Source organism: Parasutterella secunda, assembly GCF_024733725.1.
Taxonomy (GTDB): domain Bacteria; phylum Pseudomonadota; class Gammaproteobacteria; order Burkholderiales; family Burkholderiaceae_F; genus Aphodousia; species Aphodousia faecalis.
Genome location: NZ_JANRHP010000003.1, coordinates 57,933 through 71,362 on the forward strand (window position 1 = coordinate 57,933; position 13,430 = coordinate 71,362).

The window sequence follows — 13,430 nt, forward strand, 5'->3', positions numbered from 1 at the left end:
CTCCCGCCTGCAATCCTGGTTTCGCTACAGTATAAGCGAGCGATCGCTTGGTGGAGGGGGATGGATTCGAACCATCGTAGGCGTAAGCCAACAGATTTACAGTCTGCCCCCTTTAGCCACTCGGGCACCCCTCCGTAGCGAGAGTGGCATTATGTAGGGTTTTAAAATAAATGTCAAGCTATTTTGAAAAAAATCTTTGATACGCGATTTATTCGACCAGTAACAAAGCAAAGAGCCCACCCAACATCATGTATGTTGCCAAATCAGATAACCAGCCCAATAGCGGTTTTTCATTGTCCAATTCATTTTGAATTTTTTCCATCCGATCTTTGAAATCTTCGAATGTTCCGCCGAAGTTATCCCAATCAAAAAGGTCTTTCGGAGTCCTGAAATAGGCCACCACCAATTTCATCGATGCGCCTAACAACATAAAGGCGCCTCCGATGGAACCATTCATCAGCATACCCATCCCGATTCCAGCCATCGGGGCGGACAAACCAATCAGAAGCATTTCAAAAGTCGTTTTCTTCATAGTTTTTATAGATTTTTCCCGCTTTCACGCGCTACACTTTGCCGAGATTTGGATGTGCGTATGAATTTTTCTTTTTCCGAACCAATCAATCTTGTCGGCCTTGCGGCTGTTTTGCTTCAGCTTACCTTGACCATCGGCGTGATTTTGCGCGTCATGCTTACCCGACACCCGCCGGGAAGCTCTTTTGCATGGATTTTACTCACAACCATTGTTCCATACTTCGGCTTTATTCTTTATTTATTGTTCGGAGAACGCACCCTTGGCCGATGGCATGCCAGAAAATTGCGTCGCGAGATGCGCAAACGCAGGCAAATTTTTCGCCATATCATGCATACGGAAGCCATGGCTCCTGAAAATTATCGAAACATTTCAAAGCTAGCGACCCGCTTAGGCAAGTTTCCGTTGACAAAAAAATCTTCCCTGCGACTGTTAGATGATTCCGAAGAGACACTGACGTTATTGGTTAATGATATTGATAACGCTAAAGAGCTTATCACAATGGAGTTTTACATTTGGGATGTCGGGGGCAAAGCCGATGATGTTTCTGCGGCTCTCATAAGAGCTGCACGACGAGGTGTGCAGTGTTATGTTCTCGTTGACGCCATCGGCTCTTCCCGTTTTTTATCCAGTGATTGGGCACGCATGTTCCGCTACGAAGGCATTCATCTTGAAAGTGCCCTGCCTGTTTCGCTTTTCAGCGCTTTGCTTTGTCGTGCAGACATTCGTCTGCATCGGAAGATTGCCATCATTGACCAAAAAATCGCCTATAGTGGCAGCCTTAATATGGCAGATCCCCACTACTTCAAACGAAATGCCAATGTCGGACAATGGGTTGACGCAATGGTTCGCGCTAAGGGAGAGATTGTTTCCAGTCTCTATCACCTTATCCATTTCGACTGGAAGGTTCTGACCGACTCCGAAATTACCTTTCCAGAGTTCAAAAATAGTGCGGTTGTTGAATTTGACATGCCTGACCAAGCAACGGTCATGATTGTCCCTTCCGGCCCCGGAACAACTAATGATGCCAATCAACGACTGATCATTGAGGCTATTCATCAGGCTAAGAAATCCATCGAAATTGTCAGCCCTTACTTCATTCCCGGTGAAGCATTGGCACTAGCTTTGCAAAACGCGGCTTTAAAGGGTGTCCAGGTTACACTCATCCTACCCAGAAAAAGCGACTCCATTATGGTCAACTATGCGGCTCAACGCTATTTTGACGAGCTACTGAAATCCGGCGTTCACATCAAACTTTACGAAAAAGGCATGTTGCATACCAAAAGTGTAACCATTGATGGGGAATTATCCCTTTTCGGAACCGTCAATATGGATATGCGTAGCATGCATCTGAATTACGAACTGATGCTTTTAGTTTTTGATAAGGGCTTCAGTCAAAAGGTATCCGCCTTGAACGCCAGTTATGCGGAATCTTCATCAGAAATCAACCTATTTCAGTGGTACAAACGGTCCGTTTTTGTACGCATGAAAGAAGGGGCGAGTTATTTGCTCTCACCCCTTCTGTAACCACTTTATTGTGAATCGGAACGTTTGCGTTCTTCTACAACAACGGCGTCTTCTACAACTTGATCACGGCTGCGAAAACGCATTTTTCTGCCCTGTGACTGACGCTCTTGCGCTTCTCTGAGAGGTTGCTGATCGGGAGCTGCGTCCGGATTTATCCTCACTCCCTCTCTTTGTTCTCTTTGCTTGCGGTAGTAATTGTCGATGGGATTACCATAGATCCAGCGATAAATCAGACCTCCGATAACCAAAAGTGCGATAAAACCTAAAATCAGTAAAGCAATCGCACCGATAACCGGCAACAACAAAACACCTAATCCGATAATAACCGCCAAAATAGCCGCACTGACTAAAAATCGAACCAACGGGTTTTGAGGTTGCGGGTTTGGAGAACCGCCACGATAGATGTATATGGGCATCCTTCTTATATTTCCTTATTTTTTGTTGATTTCATTACGCCTTTACAATTTAAAGGTATTGAAAAAACTTTGCGAGGGAAATAGTGTCCATTTTTTACAAGTCTTCTCTTATGTGAGTTAAAAAGTCCTTGAAATCCGATCATTAACCCCAATATTTTTCTCAGTCTAAACATATTGGTGAAAACACTTAGAAACAATTTTTAGCCGCATCCTTTCGTTTTTTTCATTTTTCGTCACAAAAGGTTCGCAAAATTTCCTGTTTTTAGCGACAATTACGCCAATCATGAATACGAAAAATTTATCTAACAACAACCTGCCCGATGTTCAGTCGAGTATGGATCCTCGCAACATTGCCATCGAATATGTCGGTGTGCGCGGGATTGAACTGCCGGTTACAGTCTCCAGCGCAAATGGCGTTCAGCCCACCGTTGCCCAGATTGGCATGTACGTTGCGCTGCCGGCCGAACACAAGGGCACCCATATGTCGAGGTTTCTCGGCTTACTAGAGTCGCACGCCAAGCCATTGTGTCGGGACACGCTTGTTGAACTCATCGAAGACATGCTGAAGACGTTGGAATCAGACGCCGGTCGTATCGATTTTGAGTTCCCGTTCTTTGTGAAAAAGAATGCTCCGGTTTCCCATTTGGAAAGCCTGATGAATTACCGTGTGCACTATAAAGTGGAAAGTAAAGACGGTGTGAATTGGGTAACCCAAACCGTTACGGTCCCGGTGACAAGCCTTTGCCCCTGCAGTAAAGAAATTTCTGCCTATGGCGCTCATAATCAGCGCTCTCACGTCACGATTTCGGCTCGCTTAAAAGGAAACTTGTCGCTTGAACAGCAAATCCGTTACGCCGAAGAAAGTGCGTCTTGCGAATTGTGGAGCCGGTTAAAGCGAGTCGACGAAAAATATGTCACGGAAAGTGCTTACGAAAATCCGAAATTTGTTGAGGATCTCGTTCGTGACGTTGCCGTTGCGCTCAATAAAGACAGCAATGTTGAGGCCTATCGCGTGCAGGCTGAAAATTTCGAATCAATCCACAACCATTCTGCCTACGCTCAAATTACCAAGGGCTCAATGGATTGATTGATTCTATGAAACCTTTTCCCGCCTCAAGTGTGGGAGAGGGGTTTTGTACTGAATATTTTTGTTATTGCTCGATCGAATACCATGTTAAATGAACAAAAAAATGCGATTCTTTCGCTCTTCAATGACGCGCTCGTCTCAATGGGCGTAGACAATGCTCAGATTCTGCTTGAGCGTCCTAAGGTGGCCGCTCATGGCGATTTGGCCTGCAATGTCGCTATGCAACTGGCTCGCCAATTAAAAAAGAACCCTCGTGCCATTGCCACTGAACTCATTGAGAGAATCCAATCGCTTCCTCAATCAAAAGAGCTGATTGAAAGTTTTGAAATTGCCGGCCCCGGTTTCATTAACATGCGTTTGAGCCAGCAGGCTAAGACCTTTGCAATTCGTGAAGTGCTCCGGCTGGGCAGCGACTTTGGCAAAAATAAAGATCATGCCGGCGAAAGCATTCTTATTGAATATGTTTCTGCTAATCCGACAGGACCTCTGCACCTTGGCCATGCCAGACAGGGGGCTTTGGGTGACGTTCTATCCAACTTAATGAGAACTCAAGGATGGAATGTTTGCCGAGAGTTTTACTACAACGATGCCGGCGTTCAAATCCAAACCTTAACCGAGTCGGTTCGTCTGCGCATTAAGGAATTATTGGGCGAAACAATCACTTTCCCCGAAAACGGCTATCAAGGTCTTTACATTAAAGACATCGCCAAGGATTTCTTGGATAAAAAAACGATCCGTACCCGTGATGGTCAGGAAATCACCGCCAGCGGCAATGTTGAAGACGTTGATAGTATCCGGGCTTTTTCCGTCGGTTACCTTAAGAACGAACAAGACAGCGACTTGAATGCATTGGGTGTGTCTTTCGACAATTTCTACTTGGAAAGTTCTTTGTACTCCGACGGCTTGGTTGAACGCGCTGTCAACGCGCTTATTGCTTCAGGCCATACCTATGAGCAAGACGGTGCATTGTGGCTGCGCACAACTGATTTCAAAGAATTCGGTGACGACAAAGATCGTGTCATGCGCAAGCAAGATGGTCATTACACCTATTTCGTGCCTGACGTCGCCTACCATTTGAGCAAGTTTGAACGTGGCTTTGTCAAGGCCGTTGACATTCAGGGGTCGGACCACCACGGAACCACAGCCCGCGTACGAATCGGCGTTCAAGTAGCCGGTCAGCAGTTGGGCTTAAATGTTCCGAAAGTCTTCCCCGTCTATGTGTTGCACAAGATGCTCAAAGTCATCAAAAATGGTGAAGAAGTCAAGATGAGCAAGCGCTCGGGTACATATGTTACGTTGCGCGATCTCGTTAACTGGGTCGGCAAGGACGCTGCTCGCTTTTTCCTCGTCAGTCGCAAAGCTGACAGTGAATTTGTCTTCGATATCGATTTGGCTTTGTCTCAATCGGATGAGAACCCTGTGTACTACCTCCAGTACGCCCACGCCAGAATTTGCTCGGTCTTTGCGCAAGCAAAAGAAAAGGGCTTCAGCATTCCGACGCAAGAGGCTATTGCCGAAATGGATCTGTCGGCGCTGTCCGATAAGAATGCTCAGGCGCTTATTGCACGCATTAGCGAATTCCCGGAAACGCTCTCGGTGGCTGCCAAGGAATGTGCTCCGCACACGCTTTGTTTCTACCTCAAAGATCTGGCTGGAGATTTCCACGCCTTCTACAATGCCGAGAGAGTTCTTGTTGAAGATGAGGCTGTTCGCAACGCCCGCTTGGCGCTTTTACTCGCAGCCCGTCAGGTGCTACGAAATGGCTTGGATCTTCTGGGCGTCAGCGCTCCGGAAAAAATGTAAGGAATTTTTATGGCTGCCAATCAAAAAAAAGGTTCTTTTTGGCTCGGTGCCATGTTGGGTGTATTGGTAGGCTGTATAGCCTGCGCCGCCCTGGCTTTATTTATCACGAATGCTCCGATTCCCTTTGTGGAAAAAGTGCAAAAGCAGTCAACACCTGTGGATGCCGTCGCCCTTGACGGCAAAGACCCTAATGCGGCTTTGTACGACTCCGGCACTCGAGGCACCCCGGCTGACGATGCGTTATCTGCCATTAAGACGGTTGAAGCGCCTACTGCCCACCAACGTGCAGATGAACCTGTCAATGCCGCCGAACAAAGCACCGGTGAAAGTTACAGTATTCAAGCGGGTGCTTTCCGCAACGCAAAAGACGCAGAAAAAATTCGAACCGAATTGGCTTTCATTGCTCTTGAAGCCGATGTGGTTAAATCAACGGACGCCGGCATCACGCTTTATCGCGTTTTCCTCGGTCCTTTTGATACGGCCAGAGAAGCCAATGAACTGCAGCAACGCCTGACGTCCAACGGTTTCGATGCCATGGTAATCAAGAACAAATGAGATTTTCCCATTTCATAACGGCCTGTGCCCTGACATTTATCGGAGCACAGGCGTTGGCTTTTAATGCCGTCGAAGGTAAAGACTACCGAGTGGTCTCCCCTTCCGTCAGTTCCACTTCTGATTCAATCGAAGTCATCGATTTTTTCGCTTACACTTGTGCTCATTGCCAGCACCTGGCACCGCTGCTTGAAGACTGGATGAAAAAACTTCCGGCCGATGTAAGCGTTCGTCGGGTTCCTGTCGCTTGGGAACCAGCCACCCAATTTCTCTCTCGAATCTACTACACATTTGAAGCACTTGACCGCTTAGAAGATCTTCATCCAGCCTTTTGGCAGGATATTCTCGGCGGAATCATCACCAGTGAGGCCGATCTGCAAAGTTGGCTTCAGTCTCATAAGGTGAATCTGAACGAATGGAATGCTGCATACAATTCATTCACGGTTACAATGAAAACACAACAAGCGCTTCAAACTTGGCAGAACTATCGTTTGGATGCCACCCCTTATGTCGCCGTGGCCGGAAAATATTTGACAGCTCCTCACATGGCCGGCTCCAGACAAAAAACCATTGAAGTGCTTAATTGGCTTGTTCGTCACGAACGTCAAGCGCGTCAAAAACATTAATCAAGGCCTATCATCATGCAAATTGATTCTTCCATTTTTAAAGCCTATGACATCCGCGGCGTAGTGGATAAAACATTAACCGAAGAGGCTGCTCGGGCAATCGGTCAGGCATTGGGCGCCCTAGCCAAAGAAAAAAATGTTGACACGATGTGCGTCGGCCGCGACGGTCGTCTTTCAGGCCCCAAACTCTCCCGCGCACTCATGGAAGGTATTACGGACATGGGCATCCATGTCAAGTCAATCGGCATGACGCCTACTCCGGTTCTCTATTTTGCGACAGTGCTCACAAAAACCGGTTCCGGTGTTGCCGTAACGGGAAGCCATAACCCACCTGAATACAACGGCTTAAAGATGATGATGGGTAAAGAAACGCTTTACGGCGATGGCATTCAGGCTTTGCGCGAGCGAATTGAAAAAGGAATTTCGGTCTCCGAAACAAAAGGAAAGATTGAAGAAATCGATGTTCTGACTCCTTACCTTGAAAAGATTTTGGGCGACGTTAAACTGGCCCGTCCGATGAAAGTCGCCATTGATTGCGGCAACGGCGTCACCGGTCCGACAGCGTTGGAACTTTTCAAACGCCTGGGCTGCGAAGTGACTCCCTTATACGCTGAAATTGACGGTCACTTCCCCAATCACCATCCGGATCCGTCAAAGCCTGCCAATCTGGTCGATTTGATTGAAACGGTAAAAACAACGGATGTGGAATTGGGTTTGGCATTTGATGGTGACGGAGACCGCTTGGGTGTGGTGACAAAATCCGGTCAAATCATCTACCCGGACCGTCAAATGATGCTTTTTGCCGCCGATATCCTCAAACACAATCCCGGTGCGCCGATTATTTATGATGTCAAATGCACTCGACGCCTTGTTCCCTGGATTAAGGAGCACGGTGGCATCCCGACGATTTGCCGCACGGGCCACTCGCTGGTAAAAGCCAAACTCAAAGAAACACAGGCCCCCTTTGCCGGTGAGATGAGCGGACACCTGTTCTTTAATGACCAGCGTTGGCCGGGCTTTGACGACGGCCTTTATGCCGGCGCTCGCATGTTGGAAATTCTGTCTCGCACAAGCAATCCCTCGGGCGTTCTTGAAGCTCTTCCCACCGCGGTCAATACGCCTGAATTGCATATTGAGATGCAGGAAGGAGAAAACAAACAGTTTGTCGAGAAACTGCAAAAAGAACTGCATTTTGATGATGCAACCGATGTGATTACGATTGACGGCATCCGAGTGGAATGGGAAGACGGTTTTGCTCTTGCGCGTTCGTCAAACACGACGCCGGTCGTTGTCCTTCGCTTAGAAGGGGACACGCCCGAAGCGCTTGAACGAATTAAAACGCGATTCGGCAATGCCATTAAAGAAATTTATCCTTCAGTTGTATTGCCCTTTTAAGGCGGATGAATCATGTCGATGAATGTCTTTATTACAGGCGCCTCCAGCGGAATCGGAGCGGCGCTCGCTCGCGAATTCGCCTCGCGGGGCGCAACATTAGGTTTGATGGCTCGACGTCAAGAGGCGCTAGATGAGCTGATCAAAACGCTTCCCAACAGCGAACGCCATCACAGCTACGCCTGTGATGTCACCGATCGCCTGAAACTGATTGAATTAGCCCGCCAATTTGATTCGACGGTCGGCGGCGCCGACATCGTGATCGCCAATGCCGGTATCAGCGTTGGGGTGAAAACCCAATACTTTGAAGACCTGGAAGTAATGGAAAAGGTTTATGCAACCAATGTGTTTGCGATGGCCAGCACATTCCACGCTTTCATTGAACCCATGATGCAACGCAAGCATGGTACTTTGGTCGGTATCGGCAGTGTGGGCGGCATCCGTGGAATGCCCGGCACAGAAGCCTATTGCTCAAGCAAATCGGCCGTTATCACTTACTGCGAGAGCTTGCGAGTTGAAATGAAGAAGTACGGCATCCAAGTGACAACCATCAGCCCGGGATTTGTTAAAACGCCGTTAACGGACGTCAATCCCTACCCGATGCCGTTTATTCTCACGCCTGAAGAATTTGCTAAGCGAGCCGCCAACGCCATTTTGGGCGGACGAAGCTATGCCACCATTCCCTGGCAAATGGGTCTTGTGGCGAAACTTCTGAGAATTCTGCCTAATCCGCTTTTTGACAAAATCTTTGGAAACAGAAAGCAAAAGCCTCGCAACTCTGAAATCCATCGGGCCTAACGGCCAGATAATTCGCCCGGGTTCATACCCGGGCAATTTTTATATATGGGGATTATCTTTTGCTTTTTCTTCTGAATACCAGAGACTGACAACCTCGCAGACAGCCTGCCCGTAGCGTTCAATGCGCTTCTCACCAATACCGCTTATACCTGCCAAATGATGCGGCTGTCGCGGCTTGCGACGAGCGATTTGAATAAGGGTTGAGTCCGGAAATACGTTATAGGCCGCTACCGCATTTTGATTGGCACACGTTTTGCGCCACTCGCGAAGCTTACCGAATAGTCTTTGTTCAGCATCATCCAAATCATCGTGATCGATGACTTTTCGAGACAAAAGCTGCTTGTCGCCTTCCACCCGAACCAAGAACTTTTCCTGTCCGTGCAAAAGCGTTCGGGCTCGGTCGCTGACGGTCAGCACGTTATAGACCCTGTAGTTCACATTGACATAGTGTTTAGCGATGAGCTGCCTGAGTATTCTCCGCCAATATTTCATCGTATGATCACGACCGATCCCGAAGGTACTCAATTCATCGTGACGCTTTTCAAAAATTTTGTCACTGACCTCGCCACGCAATACTTTGATAACGTGAGAAGCACCGAATCCCAAACCATTTGTCTTTGAACATCGATAAATACAAGACAATAATTTTTGGGCATCCTTCGTAGCGTCACGAGTCAAAGGAGGATTTTCGCAGTTGTCACAATTGCCGCATGGCTTATTTAGTTTCTCCCCAAAATAAGCAAGCAGCTGGATGCGTCTGCATCCAGCAGATTCGGCCAGTCCCAACATACTGTCGAGTTTATGTAAAGAAACTTGCTTATACATGGGATCGGCTTCGCTTTTATCGATAAAAAAGCGCTGCTGTACCAAATCTTCTAAGCCATAATACAAAACCGACTCTGCGGGTTTTCCGTCACGTCCCGCGCGCCCGGTTTCCTGAAAGAAGTTCTCAATGGATTTGGGCATATCCACGTGGATGATAAAGCGCACATCCGGCTTATCAATACCCATCCCGAACGCGATGGTGGCAACCATCACGCAGGGTCTGTCAAAAAAGGCACTTTGGTTGGCTTCCCGCTCTTCGTTTTCCATCCCGGCGTGATAAATTAACGCGTCTATTCCATTTTTCTTCAAGTATCCCGCCACAGCCTCGGCTTTATTGCGGGTGGCGCAATAAACGATGCCTGATTCGTGCATATGCTCGCCGAGAATAAATTGAGTAATTTGGTCCAGGTAGCCTTTGCCCTTCTCATACATTCTGTAGCGAATATTGGGACGGTCAAAACTTGCCACAAAGGAGCGAGGATTAGAAAGCAGACGTGAAACAATCTCGGAGCGGGTCTGCTCGTCGGCTGTGGCCGTCAAAGCCATTCGTGGTACATGGGGGAAAAGCTCTTTTAAGCAATCCAGTGCTTGGTACTCAGGTCTGAAATCATGCCCCCAGACCGATATGCAATGCGCCTCATCAACAGCGAAAAGGCTAACCGACAGTCGTGAAAGCAACTCCAAAGTAAGCGGTTTAAGTAACCGTTCAGGAGCAATGTACAAAAGTTTGATTTTCCCAGACTCTAAATCTCTGTAAACCGTTCGGGCTTCCTCTGCTGTCAAAGTGGAATTTAATGCGGCCGCGCAAATGCCCACATCGCGCAACATGTCCACCTGATCCTTCATGAGCGCAATGAGAGGTGAAATCACAACGGTCACCCCATCCATAAGTAGCGCGGGCACTTGATAGCAAATACTTTTTCCGCCGCCCGTCGGCATCAGCACCAAAGCATCCCGGCCCTGCATCACGGTATCAATAACTTCTTTTTGGAAACCGCGAAACATCTCATAGCCGAAGTAGCGCTTCAGTATTTCTTCTGCTGTCATCATCTTCTCTTTCACAATACGCGACAGTATACAGGCGAAGCAGCCTTTTGAATTGATATACTCACGGTAGCGGGCGCGCATTTTCCGCATCCGTCGGGTGGGGTTGCGTGCTAAATTTTTTCAAAGGGACGTTATCATGTTTACGATTATCAAAAACGCCAACGTTTTTACGCCGGCTCCCGTCGGTAAAAAAGACATTTTGATTTGCGGCGAAACCATTGCCGCAATTGAAGATAGTCTTGACGGCATCCGTCTGCCGGGTGAAGTTCAAGTTATCGATGTCGAAGGCGCCACGGTCACTCCGGGCTTTTTCGATCAGCATGTTCACTTGACCGGTGGTGGCGGCGAAGGCGGTTTTGCTACCCGCGTTCCTCCTGTCATGCCCTCTCAGCTCTTGCGCGCTGGTATCACGACTGTTTGTGGCGTGATGGGTACGGAAGGGACAACGAAATTCCCCGAAGAACTTTACGCCAAGGTCATGGGATTGCGTCAAGAAGGCCTGACGGCTTATATGCACACGGGTTCTTATCAATTCCCCTCTCCCACCATCACGGGCAATCCTCGCAAAGACATCATCTGCATTGAACCGGTTCTCGGCGTAAAGCTCGCTTTAGCTGACCATCGCTGCTCCTTCCCCAATGATGACGAAATGCTCAAGCTTGTTGCTGACGTTCGCATGGGCGGTATGCTCTCAGGCAAAAAGGGCGTGCTGCACGTTCACTTAGGTGATTACGGCGGAGCTTATGAGCAATTTGAACGCATCATTGCTCGCGGTCTACCCCGTCACCACTTCTCGCCGACTCACACGGGCCGCGAACCGAAGTTGTTCGAACAAGCTATCGAATTTGCGAAGAAAGGCGGCGTAATCGATATCACCTCGGGCGGCGGCAACTACTACCCGTTTGTCGAATGCGTTGAACGCACCTTGAAAGCCGGCGTGGATCGCTCCCGCATCACGATGAGTTCTGACGGCAACGGCTCTATGCCGAAGTTTGAAAACGGCATCATGGTGGCTATTGTTGCCGCCCCTGTTAACGCCAACCATCAAATGCTCAAGGAAATGGTTGCGGCAGGAATCGATTTTGAAACGGCTTTGATGATGACGACCTCTAACGTCGCTGATTCTCTGGGTGTGAAGGAAGCTCGGTTAGCTGTCGGAATGAAAGCCAATCTCTGCGTGCTTACCGAATCGCTTGATATCGACACAGTCATTGCCCGTGGCACTACTTGGGTCAAGGACGGCAAGAGTGTGAAATTGGCCAACTTTGAAGCCTAATTAAAAAAGGGTGGTTCAAATTCGAACCACCCTTTTTTCTATATTAATCAATTACGACCGTCTGATTTGCTCATTAATTTCCTGCTCTCTGCGGTCGCGTTCTTGTTCAATTCGCTCAGCACGCAAGCAAGCCGCCGCTGTAAAAAGAACGTCTGAGGAAGAGTTCAGAGCCGTTTCGGCCGAATCCTGCAATACGCCAATAATAAAGCCTACGGCCACCACCTGCATTGCCAAGGCATTGTCAATACCGAATAAGCCGCATGCCAGAGGAATCAACATTAAGGAGCCTCCCGGTACACCCGATGCGCCGCACGCACAAACCGAAGCGACAACGCTTAACAAAATCGCCGTCCCGAAACTAGTCTCAATATTCAGACTATTGGCCGCCGCAAGTGTTAAGACCGTGATGGTAATCGCGGCGCCGGCCATATTGATCGTGGCGCCCAATGGAATAGTGATGGAATACGTTCCACTATCCAGGTTCAGACGACGGCACATGCCCATGTTCACCGGAATGTTGGCAGCCGATGAACGGGTGAAAAAGGCCGTCACTCCGCTTTCCCTTAATGTGGCCAATGTCAGCGGATAAGGATTGCGTCGAATATAAAGCCAAACCAAAAAAGGATTAAGAACCAGCGCGACAAAGATCATACTGCCAATCAAAACCAGGAGAACCTGCACGTAGCCTGCCAATGTCTCAATGCCTGTACTGGCCACGGTGTTGGCGACCAATCCAAAAATACCGATCGGAGCGAAACGGATAACGACACGAACAACAAATTCCACCCCACGCGATAGATCCGCCATGAATTCACGCGATGAGTCAGAGGCATGTCTCATAGCCGCGCCAAGCCCCGCCGCCCAGGCTAGAATCGCCATGTAGTTACCGTTACTTAATGCGCTGACAGGATTGTCGACAACACTTAAGAGCAGGTTGTGAATCACATCAAGCAGACCACCGGGCGTGGCGGTGTTCGCTTCGGTTCCTGTCAAATGAATGGTTGTCGGGAACATGAAACTCACGCTCACAGCAATCAATGCCGCCCCAAACGTTCCCAAAAGATAAAGAACCAACACCGGTTTGATATGGGCTTTTGTTTCTATATCTTGGTTGGCGATCGCCGACATCACCAACACAAAAACCAAAAGCGGAGCAACGGCTTTTAAGGCAGAAATAAAAAGTGAACCCAAAAAAGCACTGGCCTTGGCAACCTCGGGGGCTAAATAAGCCAAAGCTATCCCAAGAATCAAACCAATCAGAATCTGCTTAACAAGCGAAGCCTGCAAAAAAGGCATCGCAAAGCGCTTTAACGAATGACGGGCCATAAGTACATCCACCCTACAAATTAAAACGGAATGAGTACCATAACATCTTTCTGCGGCAACGGCGCTAAAACCATTAAAGTGTTTTGCTCAGTTATCAGGGTTTTTACTTACTCTTTCAAATAAAAAATCCAAAATTGCCCAATTAACACACCCAATAAATTTCTAGTTTGTCGTTTTAGAAAAAATTTTTGGCTTTAGAATGTTCAAACGAACGGAAAGATTTTCT

General features: G+C 48.2%; 12 protein-coding genes and 1 tRNA gene. 8 read left to right on the top strand and 5 right to left on the bottom strand.

Going from position 1 to position 13,430, the window contains the following annotated elements:
• Positions 1–48: 48 nt before the first annotated feature.
• A tRNA-Tyr gene (locus tag NW199_RS03790) sits at positions 49–134 on the bottom strand.
• A gap of 74 nt (positions 135–208) precedes the next feature.
• Positions 209–511, bottom strand: coding sequence for a hypothetical protein (locus tag NW199_RS03795; protein WP_258333663.1), 303 nt, complete (start codon positions 509–511; stop codon positions 209–211).
• A gap of 81 nt (positions 512–592) precedes the next feature.
• Between NW199_RS03795 and cls the strand changes: the two genes are divergently transcribed.
• Positions 593–2,056 (top strand): cardiolipin synthase, encoded by a 1,464-nt coding sequence (gene cls / locus NW199_RS03800; protein WP_258333664.1) that lies wholly within the window; start codon positions 593–595, stop codon positions 2,054–2,056.
• A 5-nt stretch (positions 2,057–2,061) separates the two neighbouring features.
• Here cls and NW199_RS03805 read toward each other — a convergent pair whose 3' ends face one another.
• Positions 2,062–2,472: a hypothetical protein gene (locus tag NW199_RS03805; protein WP_249091702.1), complete on the bottom strand. Its 411-nt coding sequence runs from the start codon at positions 2,470–2,472 to the stop codon at positions 2,062–2,064.
• Between the two features lie 283 nt (positions 2,473–2,755).
• Here NW199_RS03805 and folE2 point away from each other — a divergent pair, with 283 nt between their 5' ends.
• The 6 genes from folE2 to NW199_RS03835 all read left to right on the top strand — a co-directional run bounded on the left by folE2 (position 2,756) and on the right by NW199_RS03835 (position 8,730).
• Complete coding sequence (folE2, locus tag NW199_RS03810) at positions 2,756–3,559, top strand: GTP cyclohydrolase FolE2 (RefSeq protein ID WP_258333665.1); 804 nt, start codon at positions 2,756–2,758, stop codon at positions 3,557–3,559.
• 84 nt (positions 3,560–3,643) lie between these two features.
• Entirely contained in the window at positions 3,644–5,362 is a 1,719-nt protein-coding gene (argS, locus tag NW199_RS03815; protein ID WP_258333666.1) for an arginine--tRNA ligase, read from the top strand.
• Between the two features lie 9 nt (positions 5,363–5,371).
• Positions 5,372–5,917, top strand: coding sequence for an SPOR domain-containing protein (locus tag NW199_RS03820; protein ID WP_258333667.1), 546 nt, complete (start codon positions 5,372–5,374; stop codon positions 5,915–5,917).
• Complete coding sequence (locus NW199_RS03825; protein ID WP_258333668.1) at positions 5,914–6,540, top strand: thiol:disulfide interchange protein DsbA/DsbL; 627 nt, start codon at positions 5,914–5,916, stop codon at positions 6,538–6,540. Before NW199_RS03820 ends, NW199_RS03825 begins: the two co-directional genes overlap by 4 nt.
• A 15-nt stretch (positions 6,541–6,555) precedes the next feature.
• Positions 6,556–7,935 carry a phosphomannomutase/phosphoglucomutase gene (locus NW199_RS03830; protein WP_258333669.1) on the top strand — a complete coding sequence of 460 codons (1,380 nt, stop codon included), beginning with the start codon at positions 6,556–6,558 and terminating at the stop codon, positions 7,933–7,935.
• Positions 7,936–7,953: 18 nt separating this feature from the next.
• Positions 7,954–8,730: an SDR family oxidoreductase gene (locus NW199_RS03835; RefSeq protein ID WP_249091782.1), complete on the top strand. Its 777-nt coding sequence runs from the start codon at positions 7,954–7,956 to the stop codon at positions 8,728–8,730.
• Positions 8,731–8,769: 39 nt separating this feature from the next.
• Here the strand turns inward: NW199_RS03835 and recQ are convergent, their stop codons facing one another.
• Positions 8,770–10,683: a DNA helicase RecQ gene (recQ, locus tag NW199_RS03840; protein ID WP_309148112.1), complete on the bottom strand. Its 1,914-nt coding sequence runs from the start codon at positions 10,681–10,683 to the stop codon at positions 8,770–8,772.
• A gap of 55 nt (positions 10,684–10,738) precedes the next feature.
• Here recQ and iadA point away from each other — a divergent pair, with 55 nt between their 5' ends.
• Entirely contained in the window at positions 10,739–11,878 is a 1,140-nt protein-coding gene (gene iadA / locus NW199_RS03845) for a beta-aspartyl-peptidase (RefSeq protein ID WP_258333670.1), read from the top strand.
• A 51-nt stretch (positions 11,879–11,929) separates the two neighbouring features.
• On the opposite strand, the gene sstT is transcribed toward iadA, so the two are convergent.
• A complete protein-coding gene (sstT, locus tag NW199_RS03850) occupies positions 11,930–13,204 on the bottom strand; it encodes a serine/threonine transporter SstT (RefSeq protein WP_258333671.1) in 1,275 nt (424 codons plus the stop codon).
• Positions 13,205–13,430: the final 226 nt, after the last annotated feature.